The sequence below is a fragment of the Streptomyces sp. NBC_01317 genome (genome assembly GCF_035961655.1).
Classification (GTDB): Bacteria; Actinomycetota; Actinomycetes; order Streptomycetales; family Streptomycetaceae; genus Streptomyces.
Genome location: NZ_CP108393.1, coordinates 6,424,504 through 6,445,847, shown reverse-complemented (window position 1 = coordinate 6,445,847; position 21,344 = coordinate 6,424,504). Strand labels below are relative to the sequence as shown.

Sequence of the window (21,344 nt, the reverse complement as noted above, 5' to 3'; positions counted from 1 at the left end):
CTCAGTCTCGCATCCTGGTTTCGTCCTCTATCGTCCGGTCCCGCCCGGCGATGACACCCGCCACCATCTGCGGCACGAGGAACCCGCCCATGATCGCCAGCGGCAGCCCCCACCCGCCGGTGTTCTGGTAGAGCACCCCGATCAGCAGCGGGCCGGGGATCGACATCAGATAGCCCGTGGACTGCGCGAAGGCGGAGAGCCGTACGACTCCGGCGCCGCTCCTCGACCGCATGCCGATCATGGTGAGGGCGAGCGGGAACGAGCAGTTCGAGATGCCGAGGAGCACGGCCCAGAGCCAGGCGCCGGACGCGGGGGCGAGGGAGAGGCCCGCGTAGGCCGTCAGACCGCACAGGCCCAGCGCCACGGCGATCGGGCCCTGGTTCCTCAGCCGGGTGGCGAGCCGGGGGATCACGAAGGCGAGCGGGACGCCCATCACCATCGTCACGGCGAGCAGCAGCCCCGCCGTGCCCGCGGAGAGGCCGGCGTCCCGGAAGACCTGCGGCATCCAGCCCATGGTGATGTACGCGCCGGAGGCCTGGATGCCGAAGTAGCAGGCGAGCGCCCAGGCGGTACGGCTCCGGACGAGGCTCAGCCCGCGCGCCCCGGGGGTGCCCGCCGGGGAGACGGTGGCAGCGCCGCTGCGGTCCCGTACGAGAGCGGTCCAGGGCAGCACCGCGAGGGCGGCGAGCACGGCCCAGACCCCGAGCCCCACGCGCCAACTGCCGCCGAGCGCCTCGGTCATGGGGACGGTCGCGGCGGCGGCGAAGGCGGTGCCGAGCGCGAGGGCCATCGAGTAGAGGCCGGTCATGGTGCCGACGCGGTCGGGGAAGTACCGCTTGACGATCACCGGCATCAGGACGTTGCTGACCGCGATGCCCATGAGCGCGAGGGCGCTCGCCGCCAGGAAGGCGGGCGTACCGGACGTGAAGGGCCGGATCAGCAGCCCCGCCGTGATGGCCGCCATGCCGGCGCAGACGACCGCGCCGGGGCCGAAGCGGCGGGCCAGGCGGGGCGCCGTGAAACCGAAGACGGCGAAGCAGAAAGGCGGTACGGAGGTGAGGACACCGGCCACCGTGCCGCTCATGCGCAGCCCGCCCCGTACGTCCTCCAGCAGGGGGCCCAGGCTGGTGATGGCGGGACGGAGGTTGAGAGCGGCGAGGACCAGTCCGGTCACGACAACCGGTATCACCCACGCGACGGGGCGTGGTGCCGGAGCGTCGCCGGGCACACTCGGGGTGGTGGCGGGCAGCCGGGTGTCGGTCCGGGTCTCGTCAGGCATGGGGCCATCATAGAATCATGGGATGATTGGTTGTCCAATCTCCTTCCGGTCAGAAATCTCCTTCCAGACAGAGTTGGGAGCACCATGGCGCTGACCTCTCCCCGGCGTTCCGCCCTCTCGGACCAGGTGATCACCGAGTTGCGGAACCAGATCACCTCGGGCGCGTGGCCGGTGGGATCCCGTATCCCCACCGAACCCGAGCTGGTCGAGCAGCTGGGCGTGGCACGCAACACCGTCCGTGAGGCGGTCCGTGCCCTGGCGCACAACGGCCTGCTGGACATCCGGCAGGGCTCGGGGACGTACGTCGTCGCGACGAGCGAGCTGGCGGGCGTGATGCGGCGCAGGTTCGCGGACGCCGACCACCGGCACATCGCCGAGCTGCGCTCCACGCTGGAGTCGTCGGCCGCCCGGCTCGCGGCGGAGCGCCGTACGGCCAAGGACCTGCGCCTGCTGGACACGCTGCTGGCGCGGCGCGAGGAGGCCTGGGCGGCGGGTGACGCGGAGCGGTTCGTCACGGCGGACGCGACGCTGCACCTGGCGGTGGTGTCGGCCTCGCACAACGACGTGATGGTCACGCTCTACGCGGACCTGGGGCATCTGCTGCGGGACCGGCTGCGGACGGATGTGGGGGCGGTGCTGCGGCCGGAGAACCACATGGACCACGCGCGGCTGGTGACCGCGATCCGGGCGGGGGACGGGGAGGCGGCGGGCGCGGAGGCGGCGAGCCACGCGCTGCACTGCTTGGTCGAGCGGGTCTGAACGGGCTCCGAACGGGCCCTCGCGTCCTCAGCTCACGCTCTCATGGCTGACCCACACCGACCTGACCTCTTTCCAGCAGCGGTCCGAGAGCTGGACGTAACCGGCCGGGTGGATCTCCGCCGGGGCGCTGTCGACGTCGATGTCCCACCAGCGGGCGCATTCGACGTGCAGGCGGACGCGGTCGGTCTCCGGGTACGGGTTGTGGCAGAAGGCGGTGGCGCGGGAGCCCGTGATCCGCGTACGGCAGGCCGCCCGGTCCCGGTCCCGGCCCTTCTCGCGGTCCCGGCCCTTCTCGCGGTCGCGGCCCTTCTCCCGGTCGTGATCGGGGCCGGGCCGCGCCGTCGCGGCGGGCGGCACGGCGGGCGGCGCGGGGCGCTCCCGTACCTCCGAGAAGACCGTCAGCCCCAGCGGGATCAGCGGGGCGGCCAGGAACGCGACCAGCACACGACGCACTCTGCGCATCGCCGTACCTCCTCCCCCGCCACGACTGTCACAACCGGAGCGATCTGGTCCGTTCCGCCCAGTGTGCGGGGAAGTGCCGCTCTTTTCGACTCGGACGGACACGCTCCGTGACATACGGAAGCCGCGTGGCCGTCCCGGGGGACGATCACGCGGCTTCCGTAGGAGGTGGCGCGGAAGGAGGTGGTGCGGAAGGGTCAGGCGCCCATCATGTGCACGCCGCCGTCGACGTGGACGATCTCCCCCGTCGTCCTTGGGAAGAAGTCCGACAGCAGAGCGACGACGCCCCGGCCCGCCGGCTCCGGGTCGGACATGTCCCACTTCATCGGAGCCCGGTGGTTCCACACGTCCGCGAGCGACTCGAAGCCCGGGATGGACTTGGCGGCCATCGACTTGAGCGGGCCGGCCGAGATCAGGTTGCAGCGGACGTTCCGCTCGCCCAGGTCACGGGCGAGGTAGCGGCTGGTGGACTCCAGCGCGGCCTTCGCCACGCCCATCCAGTCGTACTTCGGCCAGGCGACCTGAGCGTCGAAGGTGAGGCCGACGACCGAGCCGCCGTGCTCCATCAGCGGCAGGCAGGCCATGGTCAGGGACTTGAGCGAGTACGCGGAGACCTGGACGGCCGTCGCGACGTCCTCCCACTGGGCCTCCAGGAAGTTGAACGCGGCCTGCGGGCCGAAGGCGATCGAGTGCACGATGCCGTCGAGGCGCGCGTCGGCGCCCTGGTGCTCGCGGATCCGGTCCGCCAGACCGTCCAGGTGCTCCTGGTTGGTCACGTCCAGCTCGATGACCGGGGCCGGCTCGGGCAGTCGCTTGGCGATGCGCTCGACGAGGCTCAGCCGGCCGAAACCGGTGAGGACGACCTCGGCGCCCTGCTGCTGCGCCACCTTGGCGGCGTGGAAGGCGATGGAGGACTCGGTGAGGACCCCCGTGACGAGGATGCGCTTGCCGGCCAGGATTCCACTCATGTGATCAGTGACCCATGCCCAATCCGCCGTCAACGGGAATGACGGCTCCAGTGATGTACGAGGCGTCGTCGGAGGTGAGGAACCGCACCACTGCGGCGATCTCCTCCGGCTGCGCGTAACGGCCGAGCGGGACCTGCGAGACGATGCCCGCGCGCTGCGCGTCGGTGAGCACGCGTGTCATGTCGCTCTCCGTGAAGCCGGGGGCGACGACGTTGAAGGTGATGTTCCGCGAGCCGAGTTCGCGGGCGAGCGAGCGGGCGAAGCCCACCAGGCCGGCCTTGGACGCGGCGTAGTTCGCCTGTCCCGCCTGGCCGGTCAGCCCGACCACCGAGGAGATCAGGACGACCCGGCCCTTCTTGGCGCGGAGCATGGCGCGGTTGGCCCGCTTCACGACGCGGAACGTGCCGGTGAGGTTGGTGTCGAGGACGGACGTGAAGTCGTCCTCGGACATCCGCATCAGCAACTGGTCCTTGGTGATGCCGGCGTTGGCCACCAGCACCTCCACGGGACCGTGCTTCTCCTCGATCTCCTTGTAGGCCTGCTCCACCTGTTCGGTGTCGGTGATGTCGCAGCGAACGGCCAGGCAGCCCAGGTCCGTCAGGGCCTGCGGCGGCTCGCCGGAGCGGTAGGTGTAAGCGACCTTGTCGCCGTTGTCCGCGAAGGCGCGGGCGGTGGCGAGGCCGATGCCCCGGTTTCCTCCGGTGACGAGAACCGAGCGGCTCATCGGATCACCCTTTCCTCAGCGGTCTGGTCTGCCGAAAACCTATCGGTACTGCCCTGCTCGCGGAGAATCGCCTCTGACAGTGCCGGACGGCCAACCCTGTTGGTTCCCTACAGAACCCCGGGCCGGGCGCGAGCGAATTCCCGTGGCGCGCCGGGTCCGATGGGGCGTAGTACGGGTGTCCGTAACCAGACCGGTGACGCGTGATTCACTGCCGGTAACGTGCCGAGTGTGAGTTGAGGAGAGGCCGCCGTGCCCCATGATGTAGATCAGACGTTCTTGGCGTTGCCCTTGCGGGCACTCGCCGACGCCGCGCTCGCGAGGGCGCGCGCGCTCGGTGCCGACCACGCGGATTTCCGCTTCGAGCGGGTGCGCGGCGCGGCGCGGCGGCTGCGGGACGCCAGGCCCGCCGGTTCTTCGGACAGTACGGACCTCGGGTACGCGGTCCGGGTCGTGCACGGCGGGGCCTGGGGGTTCGCCTCCGGGGTCGACCTGACGATGGACGCGGCGGCGCGGGTCGCCGGGCAGGCCGTGGCCATGGCCAAGCTCTCCGCGAAGGTGATCGCGGCGGCCGGGTCCGACGAGCGGGTGGAGCTGGCCGAGGAGCCGGTGCACGCGGAGAAGACCTGGGTGTCGGCGTACGAGATCGACCCGTTCGACGTACCGGACGAGGAGAAGAGCGGGCTGCTCGCGGAGTGGAGCGCGCGGCTGCTGCGGGCGGAGGGCGTGGCGCATGTGGACGCGTCGCTGCTCACCGTCCACGAGAACAAGTTCTACGCGGACACCTCCGGCACGGTCACCACGCAGCAGCGGGTCAGGCTGCACCCGCAGCTGACCGCCGTCGCGGTCGACTCGGACTCCGGCGAGTTCGACTCCATGCGGACGATCGCGCCGCCGGCCGGGCGGGGCTGGGAGTATCTGACGGGAACGGGCTGGGACTGGGACGCCGAGCTGGAGCGCGTCCCGGGGCTGCTCGCCGAGAAGATGCGGGCGCCGAGCGTCGAGGCGGGCACGTACGACCTGGTGGTCGACCCGTCCAACCTGTGGCTGACGATCCACGAGTCGATCGGCCACGCCACGGAGCTGGACCGGGCGCTGGGGTACGAGGCGGCGTACGCGGGCACCTCGTTCGCCACCTTCGACCAGCTCGGGAAGCTGGCGTACGGCTCGTCGGTGATGAACGTGACCGGCGACAGGACCGCGGAGCACGGGCTCGCCACCATCGGGTACGACGACGAGGGTGTCGAGGCCCAGTCGTGGGACCTGGTGAAGGACGGCACGCTCGTCGGGTACCAGCTGGACCGCAGGATCGCGAAGCTGACGGGTCTGGGCCGGTCCAACGGGTGCGCGTACGCGGACTCGCCGGGCCATGTGCCGGTGCAGCGGATGGCGAACGTGTCGCTGCGGCCCGATCCGGGCGGGCTCGCCACGGAGGATCTGATCGGCGGGGTGGAGCGCGGGATCTACGTGGTCGGCGACCGGTCGTGGTCGATCGACATGCAGCGCCACAACTTCCAGTTCACCGGGCAGCGCTTCTTCCGTATCGAGAACGGCAAGCTCGCGGGCCAGTTGCGCGACGTCGCCTACCAGGCGACCACCACGGACTTCTGGGGGTCCATGGAGGCCGTCGGCGGCCCGCAGACGTATGTCCTGGGCGGTGCCTTCAACTGCGGCAAGGCCCAGCCGGGCCAGGTCGCGGCGGTCTCGCACGGCTGCCCGTCCGCGCTCTTCCGCGGAGTGAACATCCTCAACACGACGCAGGAGGCGGGCCGATGAGCGGCGCGAAGAGCGGGACGACGACGGGCCGTACGGCCAGGCCGCACGAGATCGTCGAGCGCGCGCTGGAGCTGTCCACCGCCGACGGCTGTGTGGTCATCGCCGACGAGCAGTCGTCGGCGAACCTCCGCTGGGCGGGCAACGCGCTGACCACCAACGGGGTCACCCGGGGCCGTACGCTCACCGTCATCGCGACGGTCGACGGCGCGCAGGGCACCGCGTCCGGGGTGGTGTCGCGGTCCGCGGTCACCGCCGACGACCTGGAGCCGCTGGTACGGGCCGCCGAGGCGGCCGCCCGGGGCGCCGGGCCCGCCGAGGACGCCCGGCCGCTGGCGGCGGGCGGTCCGGTGTCCGGGGACTTCACGGACGCGCCGGCGGAGACGACCTCCGCCGTCTTCACGGACTTCGCGCCGGCGCTCGGCGAGTCCTTCGCCCGCGCCCGGGCCGGCGGCCGTGAGTTGTACGGCTTCGCCAACCACGAGGTGACGTCGACGTACCTGGGCACGTCCACGGGGGTACGGCTGCGCCACGACCAGCCGAGCGGCACGCTGGAGCTGAACGCCAAGTCGCCCGACCGCACCCGCTCCGCCTGGGCGGGCCGGGCCACCCGCGACTTCAAGGACGTCGACCCGGCGGTTCTCGACGCGGAGCTGGCCCAGCGCCTGGCGTGGGCCGAGCGGAAGATCGACCTGCCCGCCGGGCGGTACGAGACGCTGCTGCCGCCCAGCGCCGTGGCCGACCTGCTGATCTACCAGCTGTGGTCCTCCGCGGCCCGCGACGCCGCGGAGGGCCGTACGGTCTTCTCCCGCCCCGGCGGCGGCACCCGTGTCGGCGAGACGCTCTCCGAGCTGCCGCTGACGCTGCGCAGCGCGCCCGGTGAACCGGGTCTGGAGTGCGCGCCGTTCGTGATCGCCCACTCCTCGGGGGACGACGCGTCCGTCTTCGACAACGGTCTGCCGCTGACGGCGACCGACTGGGTACGGGAGGGCAAGCTGGAGCACCTGCTCACCACCCGGCACAGCGCGGAGCTGACCGGCCTGCCCGTCGCGCCCAGCATCGGCAACCTGGTCCTGGACGGGGGCGGCGAGCGGACACTGGAGGAGATGGTCGCGGCCACCGGGCACGACGGCCCGGGTCTGCTCCTGACGTGCCTCTGGTACATCCGGGAGGTCGACCCGGCGACGCTGCTGCTCACCGGCCTCACCAGGGACGGGGTGTATCTCGTGGAGAAGGGCGAGGTCGTCGGCGAGGTGAACAACTTCCGGTTCAACGAGTCGCCGGTCGACCTGCTGTCGCGGGCCACCGAGGCCGGGATCACGGAGAAGACGCTGCCGCGCGAGTGGGGCGACTGGTTCACCCGGGCCGCGATGCCCGCCCTGCGCGTCCCCGACTTCAACATGAGCTCGGTCAGCCGCGGGGTGTGACCGATCTAGACTGACCGCTGCCGGATCCGCTCATCACCTGTACCCATCACCTGTTCGAGGAGAGAAGAGACCGTGACGGACATCGTCGACGAGCTCCAGTGGCGCGGGCTGTTCGCCCAGTCCACCGATGAGGACGCCTTGCGCAAGGCGCTCGCGGACGGTCCCGTCACGTTCTATTGCGGCTTCGACCCGACCGCCGCCAGCCTGCACGTGGGACACCTCGTGCAGGTACTCACCGTGCGCCGGCTCCAGCAGGCCGGGCACCGGCCGCTGGCGCTGGTGGGCGGGGCCACCGGACAGATCGGCGACCCCCGGCCGACCGCCGAGCGGACGCTGAACGATCCGGAGACGGTCGCGGGGTGGGTGGGGCGGCTGCGGTCGCAGATCGAGCCGTTCCTGTCCTTCGAGGGGCCGAACGCGGCCACGATGGTCAACAACCTGGACTGGACCGCGGGCCTGTCCGCGATCGAGTTCCTGCGGGACATCGGCAAGCACTTCCGGGTCAACCGGATGCTCGCCAAGGAGTCCATCGCCCGGCGGCTGGAGTCCGACGAGGGCATCAGCTACACCGAGTTCAGCTACCAGCTGCTCCAGTCCATGGACTTCCTGGAGCTGTACCGGCGCTACGGCTGTGTCCTCCAGCAGGGTGGCAGCGACCAGTGGGGCAACCTCACCGCCGGTCTCGACCTGATCCACCGCCTGGAGCCGGGTGCCACCGTGCACGCGCTGGCCACGCCCCTGATGACCAAGGCGGACGGCACCAAGTTCGGCAAGACCGAGGGCGGGGCCGTCTGGCTGGACCCCGAAATGACGACGCCGTACGCCTTCTACCAGTTCTGGCTGAACGTGGACGACCGTGACATCTCCACGTACAGCAGGATTCTCAGCTTCAAGGACCGCGCGGAGCTGGAGGAGCTGGAGCGGGCCACCGCGGAGCGGCCGCAGGCGCGGGCCGCGCAGCGCGCGCTGGCGGAGGAGCTGACGACGCTGGTGCACGGCGCCGACCAGTGCGCGGCGGTCGTCGCCGCGTCCCGGGCGCTCTTCGGCCAGGGCGAGCTGACCGACCTCGACGAGGCGACGCTGGGCGCCGCGCTCTCCGAGGTGCCCCACGCGCGGTTCTCCGAACTGGGCCCGGTGGTCGACCTGTTCACCGAGGCGGGGCTCGCGCCGAGCAAGTCGGCGGCGCGGCGCACGGTCAAGGAGGGCGGGGCGTACGTGAACAACGTCAAGGTCACGGACGCGGAGAGCGTGCCCGCGGTGGGCGACCTGCTGCACGGCCGCTGGCTGGTGCTGCGCCGGGGCAAGAAGAATCTGGCCGCGATCGAGGTCACGGCCGGCTGACACGCGTCGGGCGGCACTCGCCGGCCGGCACGCACCGGCTGACACGCGGGGGCGCCTGCGTCACAGGGCGGGGCACATCGGCCAGGATGGCCGGTGCCCCGCCCTCGTGCGTGCGGGTGGCCCGGCGTACCGTGGATGCGGTCCGGTCCGGGGTAGGGACCGGCGTGGGAATCGGGTGGTGAAGTGTGATGCGGAAGCGGAGCAGCACCGAGGTCTTCCGGATCACCGGGGCCAGGCAGAGTCTCGCCGACGACGTACGCGGCCGGCAGCGCCGCTACATCATCTCCATGTCCGTCAGGACCCTGTCGGTGATCCTGACCGTCGTCCTGTGGAACGTCGAGCGGCCGGTCGCCCTCGTCACCCTGGTCCTCGGCGTGCTGCTGCCGTACGTGGCCGTGGTGATCGCCAACGCGGGCCGGGAGAACGCTCCCTCGCTGCCCTCGACGTTCGTCCCGGCACCGGTACGGCCGGCGATCGCGCCCGCGCCGGCGCCGGTGGCGACGGAATCCGCACGCCCGACCGGTGAGTAGACCCGTCGGTAGAACCGGTGGGTAACAGCTCACTCCGGGGGCGGGAAGCGGAGCGCAAAGCTCAAGAAAAGCTCAGATCAATCGTGAAGTTCCGGTGCACCGGACCCCGTTGCCCGTGACATACTTCGTAGGCGCTCCGCATCCCCCGTCGGAGCGACGGACCGACGCCGGGCAGCTCCCCCCGTGGCTGCTCGGCGTCGCCTTTTCGGGCTGCCGGACGTGCCTTTCGGGCAGTGTGACCACAGCGCCTAGGGTGGATGGGTGAACTCCCCCGACGCTCCCGATGTCCCGCCCCGTACCACGGATCCCGCCACGGATGCCGCACCGGTGTGCTCCGCCAAGGCGTGCCGTACCCCCGCCGTGTGGGTGCTCGCCTGGAACAACCCGAAGCTGCACACGCCGGAGCGCCGTAAGACCTGGCTGGCCTGCGAGGAGCATCGCGAGCACCTGTCCTCGTTCCTCGGTGTGCGGGGGTTCCTCAAGGACGTGGTGACACTGGCGGAGTGGGAGCGGGGGTCGGCCGCCGGGGGCTCAGCCGCCGATCGCTGACATCGGCCGGTCGGGCTGGAGGAAGGCCGGGTCGTCCAGGCCGGAGCCGGGCTTCTTGCCCCACATGGCGCCCTTCCAGAGCGCGGCGATCTCGTCGTCCGGGGCGTCGGAGCGCAGGGCCGCCCGCAGGTCCGTCTCCTCCTGGGCGAAGAGGCAGTTGCGGACCTGTCCGTCGGCGGTGAGCCTGGTGCGGTCACAGGCGTGGCAGAACGGGCGAGTGACGGAGCCGATGACCCCGACGCGGTGCGGGCCGCCGTCCACGGTCCAGCGCTCGGCGGGGGCGGAGCCGCGCTCGGTGCCGCCCTCCTCGGTGAGGGTGAAGCGCGTACGGAGCGAGGTCAGGATGTCACCGGCCGTTATCATGCCGTCGCGCTTCCAGCCGTGCTGGGCGTCGAGGGGCATCTGCTCGATGAAGCGCAGCTCGTAGTCGTGCGCGACGGCCCAGGCGAGCAGCTCGGGGGCCTCGTCGTCGTTGAGGCCCGGCATCAGCACTGTATTGATCTTGACGGGGGTCAGTCCCGCCTCGTGGGCCGCGCTCAGGCCGTCCAGCACGTCCTGGTGCCGGTCGCGGCGGGTGAGGGTCTTGAAGACGTCGGGACGCAGGGTGTCGAGCGACACGTTGACCCGGTCCAGGCCCGCGCTCCTGAGGGCGGCGGCGGTGCGCTTGAGGCCGATGCCGTTGGTGGTCACGGACATGCGGGGGCGCGGTTCCAGCGCGGCGCAGCGCTCCACGATCCCCACCAGTCCCGGCCTGAGCAGCGGCTCCCCGCCGGTGAAGCGGACCTCGGTGACACCGAGGTCGGTCACGGCGATACGGATGAGCCGGACGATCTCGTCGTCGCTGAGCAGCTCGGACTTGCCGAGCCACTGGAGGCCCTCCTCCGGCATGCAGTACGTGCACCGGAGGTTGCACTTGTCCGTCAGCGAGACGCGCAGGTCGGTGGCCACCCGGCCATAGGTGTCGATGAGCACGTGGGGCCCCCTTGCCTCGGGACCGCGATGCGGCCGTCCCGTTCCGTCGCGAACCGTGTATGCAATCCGACAGGTCGAGCCTACGTCAGACCACCGACAACAGCAGATTCCCAGGGGTCACGGGAGACGCCGCGGCCGCGTCGCGGAGTTCCGCGCCGCGGCCGCGGGGAGGCCCGCCCACCCGGTGCGGGGTGTCCGGACGGGGTGAGGGACGTGCGGGATCAGTGCGCCCCGGTGCCGGTCAGGGACTTGACCTCCAGCTCCGCGTACTTGCCCGTGTCCGGCTCCTCCTTGGAGACGAGCGTGCCCACCCAGCCGAGCAGGAAGCCCAGCGGGATGGAGATCAGGCCGGGGTTCTCCAGCGGGAAGAAGTGGAAGTCCACGCCGGGGAACATCGAGGTGGGCTTGCCCGAGACGACCGGTGAGAACAGCACCAGCAGGACGGACGAGGCCAGGCCGCCGTAGATCGACCAGAGGGCGCCCGCGGTCGTGAACCTCTTCCAGAAGAGGCTGTAGAGCAGGGTCGGCAGGTTCGCGGAGGCGGCCACGGCGAACGCGAGCGCGACCAGTCCGGCCACGTTCAGGTCGCGGGCGAGGGCGCCCAGCGCGATGGAGACGATCCCGATGGCGACGGTGGCCCAGCGGGCCGCCCGTACCTCTTCCTTCTCGGTCGCCTGGCCGCGGCGGATCACGTTGGCGTAGATGTCGTGCGCGAACGACGACGAGGACGCCAGGGTGAGGCCCGCGACCACCGCGAGGATGGTGGCGAAGGCCACCGCGGAGATGACGGCGAGCAGGATGGCGCCGCCGGTCGAGCCGGCTCCGCCACCGATCTCCAGGGCGGCGAGCGGGGCCGCCGTGTTGCCCGCCTTGTTGGAGGCGATGATGTCGCCGGGCTTGAGCAGGGCGGCGGCGCCGAAGCCGAGGACGATGGTCATCAGGTAGAAGGCGCCGATGATGCCGATCGCCCAGATCACCGACTTACGGGCGGCCTTGGCGGTGGGCACGGTGTAGAAGCGGATCAGGATGTGCGGCAGGCCCGCGGTGCCGAGCACCAGGGCGATGCCCAGCGAGAGGAAGTCCAGCTTGGAGACCTCCGTGGCCCCGTACTTGAGCCCCGGCTCCAGGAAGGCGGAGCCCTTGCCGCTGTTGGAGGCGGCCGTGCCCAGCAGGTCGGAGACGTTGAAGTGGAACTTCAGCAGGATCAGGAAGGTGATCAGGATGGTGCCCGCGATCAGCAGGACCGCCTTGACCATCTGGACCCAGGTGGTGCCCTTCATCCCGCCGATGGTGACGTACACGATCATCAGCAGGCCGACCAGCGCGACGATGGCGATCTTGCCCGCGTCGCTGGTGATGCCGAGCAGCAGGGAGACCAGCACGCCCGCGCCGGCCATCTGCGCGAGCAGGTAGAAGATCGAGACGACGATGGTCGAGGCGCCCGCGGCGGTACGGACCGGGCGCTGACGCATGCGGTACGCGAGGACGTCGCCCATCGTGTACCGGCCGGAGTTGCGCAGCGGTTCCGCGACGAGCAGCAGCGCGACGAGCCAGGCGACCAGGAAGCCGATCGAGTAGAGGAAGCCGTCGTAGCCGAAGAGGGCGATGGCGCCGGCGATACCGAGGAAGGACGCGGCGGACATGTAGTCGCCGGAGACCGCGAGCCCGTTCTGGAATCCGGTGAACTGGCGCCCGCCCGCGTAGAAGTCGGAGGCGCTCTTGGTCTGGCGGCCGGCCCAGACGGTGATGACGAGGGTCGCGACGACGAACAGAGCGAAGAGCGTGATGATCAGCGGCCGGTGTTCGCTGGCGTCCGAGGTGGCCGCGAGCTGGAGCGGGAGTGGGTGGCTCATGCGTCCGCCTCCATACGGGACTTGATGACGTCCGCCTTCGGGTCGAGCTTCTGCGCCGCGTACCGCGCGTAGAACCAGGCGATCAGGAACGTCGTCAGGAACTGGGCGAGGCCGAGGACGAGCGCGACGTTGATGTTGCCGAAGAGCTTGGTGCCCATGAAGCCGCCCGCGTAGTTGGACAGCAGGACGTACAGCAGGTACCAGGCGATGAAGGCGACGGTCAGCGGGAACGCGAAGGAGCGGTAGGTGCGGCGCAGTTCGCCGAACTCGGCGCTCTCCTGCACCTCGGCGTACTGGGCGGTGGTGGGCTGGTGCGCGGGCCGGTCCTGGGTGGGCCGGGCGGGGCTGGTGTCCGTTCCGCCCGGGGGCGGCGGTGCATCGGAAGCCACGGAATCTCCTCGTGACGGGGGCACGGTGGGGACTGACATGAGGGACCTCGCACGGGTAGGCGTGTGATGTTGCGCGTCCCTCTGACAACGGCACGGAAGGCGTGGCGAAGCGGTTCAACGGGGCGGATTTTCTTGTTGAACGGGGCGGATTTTCTTCTTGACCGGTGGCTCGCCGTCCCTGAAGTCATTGATACGCGGGGGTGGTCGACGGTAGTTTTCGCTGATCATGCACCTGTCCACGCGCGTCATGCGCGTGGGCGGCTCTCACGGATGATGTGGAGAACCCATGGCTCATCTGGGATCCAGACGCAGACGCGTACTCGCGCTGCCCGCAGGTCTGGCGCTCACCGCTTCGCTCGGTTTCCTCCCGAGCGCCACGGCGACGGCCGCCCCGGCGGCACCGGCCGCCCCGGCGCCGGTCGTCACGGACGGCCCCAAGCTGTCGTACGTCGTCAACACGCACGGCGGGCGTTCCACGCTCAAGTCGGTGGAGAAGGCCATCGGCCGGGCCGGTGGCACGGTCGTGACCTCCTACGACCGCATAGGCGTCATAGTCGCGTCCTCGCAGAACCCCGACTTCGCGAAGTCCGTGCGCAAGGTCAGGGGCGTCGACTCGGCCGGTGCCACCCGCACCGCGCCGCTGCCGGCGCAGTCCACCACGGACGAGGGCGCGCCCCGCGCGCTCACCTCCGCGGAGCTCGCCGCGGCGACCTCGGACAAGACCGCCGCGCAGGACCCGCTGGAGCCGTTGCAGTGGGACCTGCCCGCCATCAAGGCGGACAAGGCGCACGAGAAGACCCTCGGCAGCCGGAAGGTCACGGTCGCCGTCATCGACACGGGCGTCGACGACACGCACCCCGACCTCGCGCCGAACTTCGACCGCGCCGCGTCGGTCAACTGCGTGACGGGCAAGCCCGACACGACGGACGGCGCCTGGCGTCCGCAGGCCGGGGAGAGCTCGCACGGCACGCACGTGGCGGGTGAGATCGCGGCCGCGAAGAACGGCATCGGCATGACGGGGGTCGCCCCGGGCGTGAAGGTGGCCGGCATCAAGGTCTCGACGCCGGCCGGGTTCTTCTACACCGAGGCGGTCGTCTGTGGCTTCGTCTGGGCCGCCGACCACGGTGTCGACGTGACCAACAACAGCTATTACACCGACCCGTGGTACTTCAACTGCAAGAACGACCCGGACCAGAAGGCGCTCGTCGACGCCATCACCCGGGCCTCGAAGTACGCGGAGAGCAAGGGCGCGGTCAACGTGGCGGCGGCGGGCAACGAGGCGTACGACCTCGCGTCCGACTCGATCACCGACTCGTCCAGCCCGAACGACACCATCCCCGGCGACCGGGTGATCGACCCGTCCGAGTGCCTGGACATACCGACCCAGCTCCCGGGTGTCGTGACGGTCGCGGCCACGGGTTCGAAGGCGGGCAAGTCCTCGTACTCGAACTACGGTCTGGGCATCATCGACATCGCGGCGCCGGGCGGCGACCGTTACCAGGTCCCGGACGCGCCGGCCACCAGCGGCTCCATCCTGGGCACGCTGCCGGGCGGCTCGTGGGGCTACCTGTCCGGTACGTCGATGGCCTCCCCGCACGTCGCGGGTGTGGCGGCGCTCCTGAAGTCGACCTACCCGCACGCCTCGGCCGCGGTGATCAAGTCGCTGCTGATCGCCCAGGCCGACGACACGGCCTGCCCGGCGGCGTACGACTACAACAACGACGGCAGGATCGACGCGACCTGCACCGGGAGCAAGCGGTACAACAGCTTCTACGGTGCCGGTATCACCAACGCGCTGGACGCGGTGAGCCGCTTCAAGCACTGACATCCGGTCATCCGCACGGATGAGAGCCACACCTCACGACGCGGGCCGTCCCTCCGGGGGCGGCCCGCGGTCGTCGCTCACCGCGGGACCGGGTCACATCGTGATGAGCACCTTGACTGCCGTACGGGTGTCCATGGCCTTGTAGCCCTCCGCCACGTCGTCCAGAGACACCGTCAGGTCGAAGACGGGCGACGGGTCGAGGGAACCGTCCAGCACGTCGGGCAGCAGCTCGGGGAGGTACGCGCCGACCGGCGCGAGGCCGCCGCGCAGGGCGATGTTCCGGTCGAACATGTGCCGCAGGTCCAGGCCCGTACCGCTGCCGTGGGGCGCGCCGACATAGCCGATCGCCCCGCCGTCGCGGGTGATCCTCAGGGCCGTACGCATCGACTGCTCGGTACCGACCGCCTCGACGACGGCGTGGGCGCCCTGACCCCGGGTCAGCTCGCGTACGGCCGCCACGGCCGCGTCGCCGCGCTCCGCGACCACGTCGGTGGCGCCGAAGGTCCTGGCGAGGTCCGTACGGGCCTGGTGGCGGCCCAGCGCGATGATGCGCCCGGCGCCCAGCCGCCGGGCGGCCAGCACCGCGCACAGCCCCACGGCGCCGTCCCCGACGACGGCGACCGTGCTGCCGGGCCGCACCCCGGCGCCGACCGCCGCGTGGTGTCCGGTGCCCATCACGTCGGAGAGGGCGAGCAGCGCGGTCAGCAGCCGGCCGTCGGAGAGCGCGTCGGCCGGGAGTCCGACGAGCGTGCCGTCGGCGAAGGGCACGCGGACGGCCTCGCCCTGGCCGCCGTCGGTGCCGTCCCCGCCCCAGAAGCCGCCGCGCACGCAGGACGTGGGCAGCCCTTCGTGGCAGAAGTCACAGGTCCCGTCTGCCCACATGAAGGGCGCGACGACCAGATCACCGGCCGCGAAGCCCGCCACCCCGGAGCCGGTCTCCTCGACGACCCCGAGGAACTCGTGCCCGATGCGTGCGCCGGCCTCCCGGGGCGACTCACCCCGGTAGGGCCACAGGTCGCTGTCGCCGGAAGGGAGCGCCTCACACGCCCGCCGCCCCGAGCAGCGCGCCCGCGCCGTACGTCACCCCCATGGCCACCGCTCCCCCGCCCATGTTCCGCAGCACCGCGCGTGTCCTCGGGGCCGCGCCCAGCTTCGCGCTGCCCCAGCCCGTCAGGGCGAGGGCCACCAGGACCGCCAGGACCGTGACCGGCACCCGGAACGCCGTCGGGAGCAGGACGATCACGAGGAGCGGCAGCAGGGCGCCCGCCGTGAACGACAGGAAGCTCGCCCCCGCCGCGTGCCACGGGTTGGTCAGGGCGTCGGGGTTGATGCCCAGCTCCTCGCTCGCGTGGGCGCGCAGCGCGTCACGCGCCGTCAGCTGCTCCGCCGCCTCGCGCGCCACCTCCGCCGACAGGCCGCGCTCCGCCAACAGCCCGGTCAGCTCTTCGAGTTCGGCCTCCGGCTGCTCCCGCAGCTCGCGGCGTTCCACGGCCAGCGCGGCCCGCTCCGAGTCGCGCTGGGTGGAGACCGACACGTACTCCCCCGTCGCCATCGACATCGACCCGGCCAACAGGCCCGCCAGACCCGCCGTCAGCAGCGTGCCCCTGGCGTCGGTGGCGCCGGCCACGCCGACCACCAGGCCCGCGGTCGAGACGATCCCGTCGTTGGCGCCGAGGACGGCCGCGCGCAGCCAGTTGAGGCGGGTGCCGAGGGCGTCGCCGTGGGGCTCGGCGTGGGCGGTGGTGGAGTCGGTCATCCGGCGAGAGTCTCACCCGGGCCGTCACCGGCGCGACAGCGACCCGCACTTGACGGACCGCCCGGCGGCGGGGCGCGCGTCTTCGCGGGCCGCCCGGGCGAGCACACTGTCAGTCGCGGCCCGTATTCTCTGTGACCATGCTCGACGACCAGACGACAGCGACGATGTGGCCGGCCGCCTACCCGCAGGGGTACGCGGTCGTCGACGTGGAGACCACCGGCCTCGCCCGCGACGACCGGATAGTGTCCGCCGCCGTCTACCGCCTGGACGTCCGGGGCGAGGTCGAGGACCACTGGTACACACTCGTCAACCCGGAGCGCGATCCGGGACCCGTCTGGATCCATGGACTGACGAGCGACGTCCTGGAGAGCGCCCCGCTCTTCCCGGACATCGCCGCCGAGTTCGCCGAGCGCCTGGAGGGCCGGGTGCTGGTGGCGCACAACGCGATCTTCGACTGGTCGATGATCGCCCGGGAGTACGCCCGCGCGGGCGGCGCGGCGCCCACCCGCCAGCGGCTGTGCACGATCGCGCTGTCCAAGGAACTGGCCCTGCCCCTGCCCAACCACAAACTGGAGTCGCTGGCCGCGCACTTCGGCGTGGTGCAGCAGCGCGCGCACCACGCGCTGGACGACGCGCGGGTGCTGGCCGAGGCGTTCCGGCCGAGTCTGCACGCGGCGGCGCGGGACGGCGTACGGCTGCCGCTCCTCGAATGCCTGCCGCTCACGGAGTGGTCGGACACACCCGCGCGCCCCCGGATCGGCCACCAGTCGTCGTACCGTCCGGCGGGCCAGTCGACCTGGCGGCCCTCGCGGAAGCGCCCGTCCTGCCCGTATCCGAACCCGGGGCGTTACGAGACGGGCAAGTCGCTCGTGCAGGGGATGCGCGTGGCGTTCTCGGGCGACACGTCCGTGGACCGTGAACTGCTGGAGGACCGGGCGGTGGAGGCGGGGCTGCACGTCGCGACGAGTGTGTCCCGGCTGACCAGCCTGCTGGTGACCAACGACCCGGAGTCCTCGACGTCCAAGACCGTCAAGGCGGTGTCGTACGGCACACCGGTCATCGACGAGGCCGCCTTCACCCAGCTGCTGCGGGACGTCACGCCCGCCGGTGGTGACGCCCCCGCTTCCACGGAGAGGTGACGGGTCCGTACGCGCCCACGGGTGACCGATTCGTACCCGCCGTCCGGCGCCCGGCCCCCGGCGGGTACCGTCGAAGGCGTGTACCGCTTCCTGTTCACCCGGCAGTGGGTGATTCTCGCCCTGCTCTCGCTCGCCCTCATCCCGACGATGATCGAGCTGGGTTTCTGGCAGCTTCACCGGCACGAGCACAAGGTCGCCCAGAACACGCTGATCTCGGACAACCTCAAGGCGAAGCCCGTCCCGGTCACCGAGCTGACCTCCCCCGGGCACACCGTCCCGTACTCCGACTACTGGCGCCGGGTCACCGCCACGGGCCGCTTCGACACCGCCCACGAGGTGGTCGTCCGCCGCCGTACGTCCAGTGACGAACAGGTCGGCTACCACGTCCTGATCCCGCTCGTCCTCGACGACGGCCGCGCGCTGATCGTCAACCGGGGCTGGATCCCGTCCGGCGACGACCAGCGGGCCTTCCCGAAGATCCCGGCCCCGCCCTCGGGCGAGGTCACGATCACGGGCCGGCTCAAGGCCGACGAGACGACGAAGGGCAGCGGCATCCGCGACCTGCGGGACCTGCCGCCCCGCCAGGTCATGCTGATCAACAGCGAGGAACAGGCCGCGTACCTGGACCGCACGGTCCTCGGCGGTTACGTCGAGCTGACCTCACCGGTCCCGGCCGGCCGCTCCCCCCAGCAGATCCCGGACCCCGACGACGGCTCGATCGGCCCGCACATGGCGTACGCGGTCCAGTGGTGGCTGTTCGCCGCCGGGGTGCCGGTCGGCTTCGTGGTACTCGTACGCCGGGAGAAGCGCGACCGCGCGGCGGCGGCCGACGCGGACTCCGGGTCGGACGCGGAACAGCAGGGCGCCCCCGAGCCGTCCCCGGCGTCCGTCTGAGGCGCGAAGATCCGTCCGACCCGCGAAGATTCGGACGGACAGGGCCTCCGGGCAGGGCCTAACCCCCCGTTGACGTGGGAACAGGCCCAGAGTGACTCCACGCATCGAGGACTACGCGCTCATCGGCGATCTCCAGACCGCCGCCCTGGTCGGCAGGAACGGCTCCATCGACTGGCTGTGCCTTCCTCGCTTCGACTCGGCGGCCTGCTTCGCGGCGCTGCTCGGCGACGAGGACAACGGCCACTGGCGGATCGCCCCCAAGGACGCCGGTGACAGCACCCGGCGTTCGTACGTGGGCGACACGCTCGTCCTGGAGTCCGTCTGGGAGACGCGTACCGGCTCGGTGAAGGTCACCGACTTCATGCCGCAGCGCGACACCGCACCCGACATCGTGCGGATCGTGGAGGGCCTCAGCGGCTCGGTGGAGATGCGGTCCACCCTGCGGCTGCGCTTCGACTACGGCTCGGTCGTGCCCTGGATGCGGCGCTCGGACGGCCACCGGGTCGCCGTCGCGGGGCCGGACTCCGTGTGGCTGCGCAGCGAGCCGCACGTCAAGACGTGGGGCCAGCACTTCACCACCTTCTCGTCGTTCACCGTCGGCGCCGGCGAGCAGGTGGCGTTCGTCCTCACCTGGCATCCCTCCCACAAGGAGCGCCCCGAGCGGATCGATCCGTACGAGGCGCTGGAACAGAGCCTGGAGGACTGGCGCGAGTGGTCCGCGCGCTGCCGGTACGACGGGCCGCACCGGGACGCCGTCATGCGCTCACTGATCACCCTCAAGGCGCTCATCTACGCCCCGACGGGCGGGATCATCGCCGCGCCCACCACCTCGCTGCCCGAGGAGATCGGCGGGGTACGGAACTGGGACTACCGCTACTGCTGGCTGCGCGACTCGACGCTGGTGCTGGGCGCCCTGCTGTCGGCCGGCTACCTGGACGAGGCGGCGGCCTGGCGCGACTGGCTGCTGCGCGCGGTCGCCGGCGATCCGGCGGACCTCCAGATCATGTACGGGGTCGGGGGCGAGCGCCGGCTGCCGGAGACCGAACTGTCCTGGCTGCGGGGGTACGAGGGGTCCTCCCCCGTCCGTACCGGCAACGAGGCCGTCGAGCAGCTCCAGCTCGACGTGTACGGCGAGGTCATGGACTCCCTGCACCTGGCGCGCGCCTCGGGTCTGCCCGCGACCTCGCACGCGTGGAAGCTCCAGCTCAGCCTGCTCGGGTTCCTGGAGTCGCGGTGGCGCGAACCGGACGAGGGGCTGTGGGAGGTGCGCGGCCCCCGCAGGCACTTCGTGCACTCGAAGGTGATGGCCTGGGTGGCCGCCGACCGTGCCGTACGGACCCTGGAGGACGACCCGTCGCTGCCCGGGGACGTGGCGCGGTGGCGGGCGATGCGGGACGAGGTGCACGACGAGGTCTGCGCGAAGGGGTACGACCCGGTACGGAACACCTTCACGCAGTCGTACGGCTCCGCGGAGCTGGACGCGGCGGCGCTGCTGATCCCGCAGGTCGGCTTCCTGCCGGCGGACGATCCCCGGGTCGTGGGCACGGTCGACGCGGTCAGGGAGGAGCTGATGCAGGGCGGGTTCGTCCGGCGCTACAGCACCGAGGGCCCGCTGGTGGACGGACTGCCGGGCGGCGAGGGCACGTTCCTCGTCTGCTCGTTCTGGCTGGCCGACGCGCTGCGGATGACCGGGCGCCACGACGAGGCGGAGGAGTTGTTCGCCCGGCTGCTGGAGCTGCGCAACGACGTGGGGCTGCTGTCGGAGGAGTACGACCCGGTGGCGGGGCGCCAACTGGGCAACTTCCCGCAGGCGTTCAGTCACATCGGGCTGGTGGGGACCGCCGTGCTGCTGGCCAAGGACGGCACGGCGCGATAGGGCGCATGGATCTTGGGCTGAAGGACCGCGTCTATGTTGTCACCGGTGCCTCACGGGGCCTTGGCCGCGCGGCGGCGGAGGCGCTGGTCGCGGACGGCGCGCGGGTGGTGATCACCGGGCGGGACGCGGCGGGGGTGGCCGGGGCGGCGCGGGAGCTGGGCCCCGGCGCGCACGGGGTGGCCGCCGACAACGCGGACCCGGAGGTGGCGGGGCGGCTGACGGCCGCCGCCCGGGAGCGGTTCGGGCGGTTCGACGGGATGCTGATCAGTGTCGGCGGTCCGCCGGCCGGGACGGCCACGGGCCACACGGACGAGCAGTGGCGGACGGCGTTCGAGTCGGTGTTCCTCGGGGCGGTACGGCTGGCGCGGGCCGCGGCGGCGGAGCTGGGTGAGGGCGGGGTGATCGGGCTGGTGCTGTCCGGGTCGGTCCACGAGCCGATACCGGGCCTGACGCTGTCGAACGGGCTGCGGCCGGGGCTTGCGGGCTTCGCGAAGTCCCTGGCGGCGGAGGTGGGTCCGCGGGGGATACGGGTGCTGGGCCTGCTGCCGTCCCGCATCGACACGGACCGCGTCCGCGAACTGGACGCCCTGTCGGGCGACGCGGAGGCCGCGCGGGCGCGGCAGGAGGCCCGTATCCCGCTGCGGCGGTACGGGACGCCGGCGGAGTTCGGCAGAACGGCGGCGTTTCTGCTCTCGCCCGCGGCGTCGTACCTGACGGGGGTGATGGTGCCGGTGGACGGGGGTGCGCGGCACGGCTTCTAGGTGCGGGCGCGTTTCGCGGCCTCCGGCCGCACCGTGTCCTCAATCGCCGGACGGGCTTGACAGGCCCGTCGGC

Annotated in this window: 19 protein-coding genes and 1 pseudogene; 11 read left to right on the top strand and 9 right to left on the bottom strand. The window is 71.6% G+C overall.

The genetic code is table 11. The annotated features are described in order from the left end of the window. Nucleotide 1 precedes the first annotated feature (1 nt). Nucleotides 2-1,279 carry a CynX/NimT family MFS transporter gene (locus OG349_RS28050; protein ID WP_327237231.1) on the bottom strand — a complete coding sequence of 426 codons (1,278 nt, stop codon included), beginning with the start codon at nucleotides 1,277-1,279 and terminating at the stop codon, nucleotides 2-4. A gap of 84 nt (nucleotides 1,280-1,363) precedes the next feature. On the opposite strand from OG349_RS28050, the gene OG349_RS28045 reads away from it, so the two are divergent. Then, nucleotides 1,364-2,038 (top strand): FadR/GntR family transcriptional regulator, encoded by a 675-nt coding sequence (locus OG349_RS28045; protein WP_327237230.1) that lies wholly within the window; start codon nucleotides 1,364-1,366, stop codon nucleotides 2,036-2,038. 27 nt (nucleotides 2,039-2,065) lie between these two features. On the opposite strand, the gene OG349_RS28040 is transcribed toward OG349_RS28045, so the two are convergent. From OG349_RS28040 to fabG, 3 genes are all read right to left on the bottom strand, one after another. Then, nucleotides 2,066-2,500 (bottom strand): hypothetical protein, encoded by a 435-nt coding sequence (locus OG349_RS28040; protein ID WP_327237229.1) that lies wholly within the window; start codon nucleotides 2,498-2,500, stop codon nucleotides 2,066-2,068. Nucleotides 2,501-2,694: 194 nt separating this feature from the next. Next, the gene (gene fabI, locus OG349_RS28035) at nucleotides 2,695-3,465 is read right to left on the bottom strand and encodes an enoyl-ACP reductase FabI (RefSeq protein WP_327237228.1); all 771 of its coding nucleotides are present in this window, start codon (nucleotides 3,463-3,465) and stop codon (nucleotides 2,695-2,697) included. A gap of 4 nt (nucleotides 3,466-3,469) precedes the next feature. Next, on the bottom strand, nucleotides 3,470-4,189 hold the full coding sequence (gene fabG / locus OG349_RS28030) for a 3-oxoacyl-[acyl-carrier-protein] reductase (protein WP_327237227.1): 720 nt from the start codon (nucleotides 4,187-4,189) through the stop codon (nucleotides 3,470-3,472). A 249-nt stretch (nucleotides 4,190-4,438) separates the two neighbouring features. Here fabG and OG349_RS28025 point away from each other — a divergent pair, with 249 nt between their 5' ends. The 5 genes from OG349_RS28025 (at nucleotide 4,439) to OG349_RS28005 (ending at nucleotide 9,806) form a co-directional block, all read left to right on the top strand. Beyond that, nucleotides 4,439-5,962, top strand: coding sequence for a TldD/PmbA family protein (locus OG349_RS28025; RefSeq protein ID WP_327237226.1), 1,524 nt, complete (start codon nucleotides 4,439-4,441; stop codon nucleotides 5,960-5,962). Beyond that, a complete protein-coding gene (locus OG349_RS28020; protein WP_327237225.1) occupies nucleotides 5,959-7,386 on the top strand; it encodes a metallopeptidase TldD-related protein in 1,428 nt (475 codons plus the stop codon). Before OG349_RS28025 ends, OG349_RS28020 begins: the two co-directional genes overlap by 4 nt. Before the next feature lie 72 nt (nucleotides 7,387-7,458). Further along, nucleotides 7,459-8,727 (top strand): tyrosine--tRNA ligase, encoded by a 1,269-nt coding sequence (gene tyrS / locus OG349_RS28015; protein ID WP_327237224.1) that lies wholly within the window; start codon nucleotides 7,459-7,461, stop codon nucleotides 8,725-8,727. Between the two features lie 188 nt (nucleotides 8,728-8,915). Beyond that, nucleotides 8,916-9,257 carry a DUF3099 domain-containing protein gene (locus OG349_RS28010; RefSeq protein WP_327237223.1) on the top strand — a complete coding sequence of 114 codons (342 nt, stop codon included), beginning with the start codon at nucleotides 8,916-8,918 and terminating at the stop codon, nucleotides 9,255-9,257. Between the two features lie 261 nt (nucleotides 9,258-9,518). Then, entirely contained in the window at nucleotides 9,519-9,806 is a 288-nt protein-coding gene (locus tag OG349_RS28005) for a hypothetical protein (RefSeq protein ID WP_327237222.1), read from the top strand. Here the strand turns inward: OG349_RS28005 and moaA are convergent. From moaA to OG349_RS27990, 3 genes are all read right to left on the bottom strand, one after another. Then, a complete protein-coding gene (gene moaA, locus OG349_RS28000; protein ID WP_327237221.1) occupies nucleotides 9,789-10,778 on the bottom strand; it encodes a GTP 3',8-cyclase MoaA in 990 nt (329 codons plus the stop codon). The genes OG349_RS28005 and moaA overlap by 18 nt on opposite strands. Before the next feature lie 221 nt (nucleotides 10,779-10,999). Next, nucleotides 11,000-12,631: a solute symporter family protein gene (locus OG349_RS27995; protein ID WP_327237220.1), complete on the bottom strand. Its 1,632-nt coding sequence runs from the start codon at nucleotides 12,629-12,631 to the stop codon at nucleotides 11,000-11,002. Continuing rightward, entirely contained in the window at nucleotides 12,628-13,020 is a 393-nt protein-coding gene (locus tag OG349_RS27990; protein WP_327237219.1) for a DUF485 domain-containing protein, read from the bottom strand. The genes OG349_RS27995 and OG349_RS27990 overlap by 4 nt, the downstream gene beginning before the upstream one ends. A 286-nt stretch (nucleotides 13,021-13,306) precedes the next feature. Between OG349_RS27990 and OG349_RS27985 the strand changes: the two genes are divergently transcribed. Then, nucleotides 13,307-14,845, top strand: coding sequence for a S8 family peptidase (locus OG349_RS27985; RefSeq protein ID WP_327237218.1), 1,539 nt, complete (start codon nucleotides 13,307-13,309; stop codon nucleotides 14,843-14,845). A 93-nt stretch (nucleotides 14,846-14,938) separates the two neighbouring features. Here OG349_RS27985 and OG349_RS27980 read toward each other — a convergent pair. Together OG349_RS27980 and OG349_RS27975 are read right to left on the bottom strand one after the other, a co-directional pair. Next, nucleotides 14,939-15,865, bottom strand: a pseudogene (locus OG349_RS27980) (zinc-binding dehydrogenase); the annotation flags it as partial. A 19-nt stretch (nucleotides 15,866-15,884) separates the two neighbouring features. After that, the gene (locus tag OG349_RS27975; RefSeq protein ID WP_327237217.1) at nucleotides 15,885-16,601 is read right to left on the bottom strand and encodes a VIT1/CCC1 transporter family protein; all 717 of its coding nucleotides are present in this window, start codon (nucleotides 16,599-16,601) and stop codon (nucleotides 15,885-15,887) included. 131 nt (nucleotides 16,602-16,732) lie between these two features. On the opposite strand from OG349_RS27975, the gene OG349_RS27970 reads away from it, so the two are divergent. From OG349_RS27970 to OG349_RS27955, 4 genes are all read left to right on the top strand, one after another. After that, on the top strand, nucleotides 16,733-17,740 hold the full coding sequence (locus OG349_RS27970; protein WP_327237216.1) for a DEDDh family exonuclease: 1,008 nt from the start codon (nucleotides 16,733-16,735) through the stop codon (nucleotides 17,738-17,740). A gap of 78 nt (nucleotides 17,741-17,818) precedes the next feature. Beyond that, on the top strand, nucleotides 17,819-18,634 hold the full coding sequence (locus tag OG349_RS27965; RefSeq protein WP_327238756.1) for an SURF1 family cytochrome oxidase biogenesis protein: 816 nt from the start codon (nucleotides 17,819-17,821) through the stop codon (nucleotides 18,632-18,634). Between the two features lie 91 nt (nucleotides 18,635-18,725). After that, entirely contained in the window at nucleotides 18,726-20,510 is a 1,785-nt protein-coding gene (locus OG349_RS27960) for a glycoside hydrolase family 15 protein (protein WP_327237215.1), read from the top strand. 5 nt (nucleotides 20,511-20,515) lie between these two features. Continuing rightward, nucleotides 20,516-21,271, top strand: coding sequence for an SDR family oxidoreductase (locus OG349_RS27955; RefSeq protein ID WP_327237214.1), 756 nt, complete (start codon nucleotides 20,516-20,518; stop codon nucleotides 21,269-21,271). Nucleotides 21,272-21,344 lie beyond the last annotated feature (73 nt).

What these genes read in the sequence shown, in the direction of transcription:
- OG349_RS28050 (WP_327237231.1), bottom strand. Translation starts at nt 1,279, where the DNA reads ATGCCTGACGAGACCCGGACCGACACCCGGCTGCCCGCCACCACCCCG.
- OG349_RS28045 (WP_327237230.1), top strand. Translation starts at nt 1,364, where the DNA reads ATGGCGCTGACCTCTCCCCGGCGTTCCGCCCTCTCGGACCAGGTGATC.
- OG349_RS28040 (WP_327237229.1), bottom strand. Translation starts at nt 2,500, where the DNA reads ATGCGCAGAGTGCGTCGTGTGCTGGTCGCGTTCCTGGCCGCCCCGCTG.
- fabI (WP_327237228.1), bottom strand. Translation starts at nt 3,465, where the DNA reads ATGAGTGGAATCCTGGCCGGCAAGCGCATCCTCGTCACGGGGGTCCTC.
- fabG (WP_327237227.1), bottom strand. Translation starts at nt 4,189, where the DNA reads ATGAGCCGCTCGGTTCTCGTCACCGGAGGAAACCGGGGCATCGGCCTC.
- OG349_RS28020 (WP_327237225.1), top strand. Translation starts at nt 5,959, where the DNA reads ATGAGCGGCGCGAAGAGCGGGACGACGACGGGCCGTACGGCCAGGCCG.
- OG349_RS28010 (WP_327237223.1), top strand. Translation starts at nt 8,916, where the DNA reads ATGCGGAAGCGGAGCAGCACCGAGGTCTTCCGGATCACCGGGGCCAGG.
- OG349_RS27995 (WP_327237220.1), bottom strand. Translation starts at nt 12,631, where the DNA reads ATGAGCCACCCACTCCCGCTCCAGCTCGCGGCCACCTCGGACGCCAGC.
- OG349_RS27985 (WP_327237218.1), top strand. Translation starts at nt 13,307, where the DNA reads ATGGCTCATCTGGGATCCAGACGCAGACGCGTACTCGCGCTGCCCGCA.
- OG349_RS27975 (WP_327237217.1), bottom strand. Translation starts at nt 16,601, where the DNA reads ATGACCGACTCCACCACCGCCCACGCCGAGCCCCACGGCGACGCCCTC.
- OG349_RS27955 (WP_327237214.1), top strand. Translation starts at nt 20,516, where the DNA reads ATGGATCTTGGGCTGAAGGACCGCGTCTATGTTGTCACCGGTGCCTCA.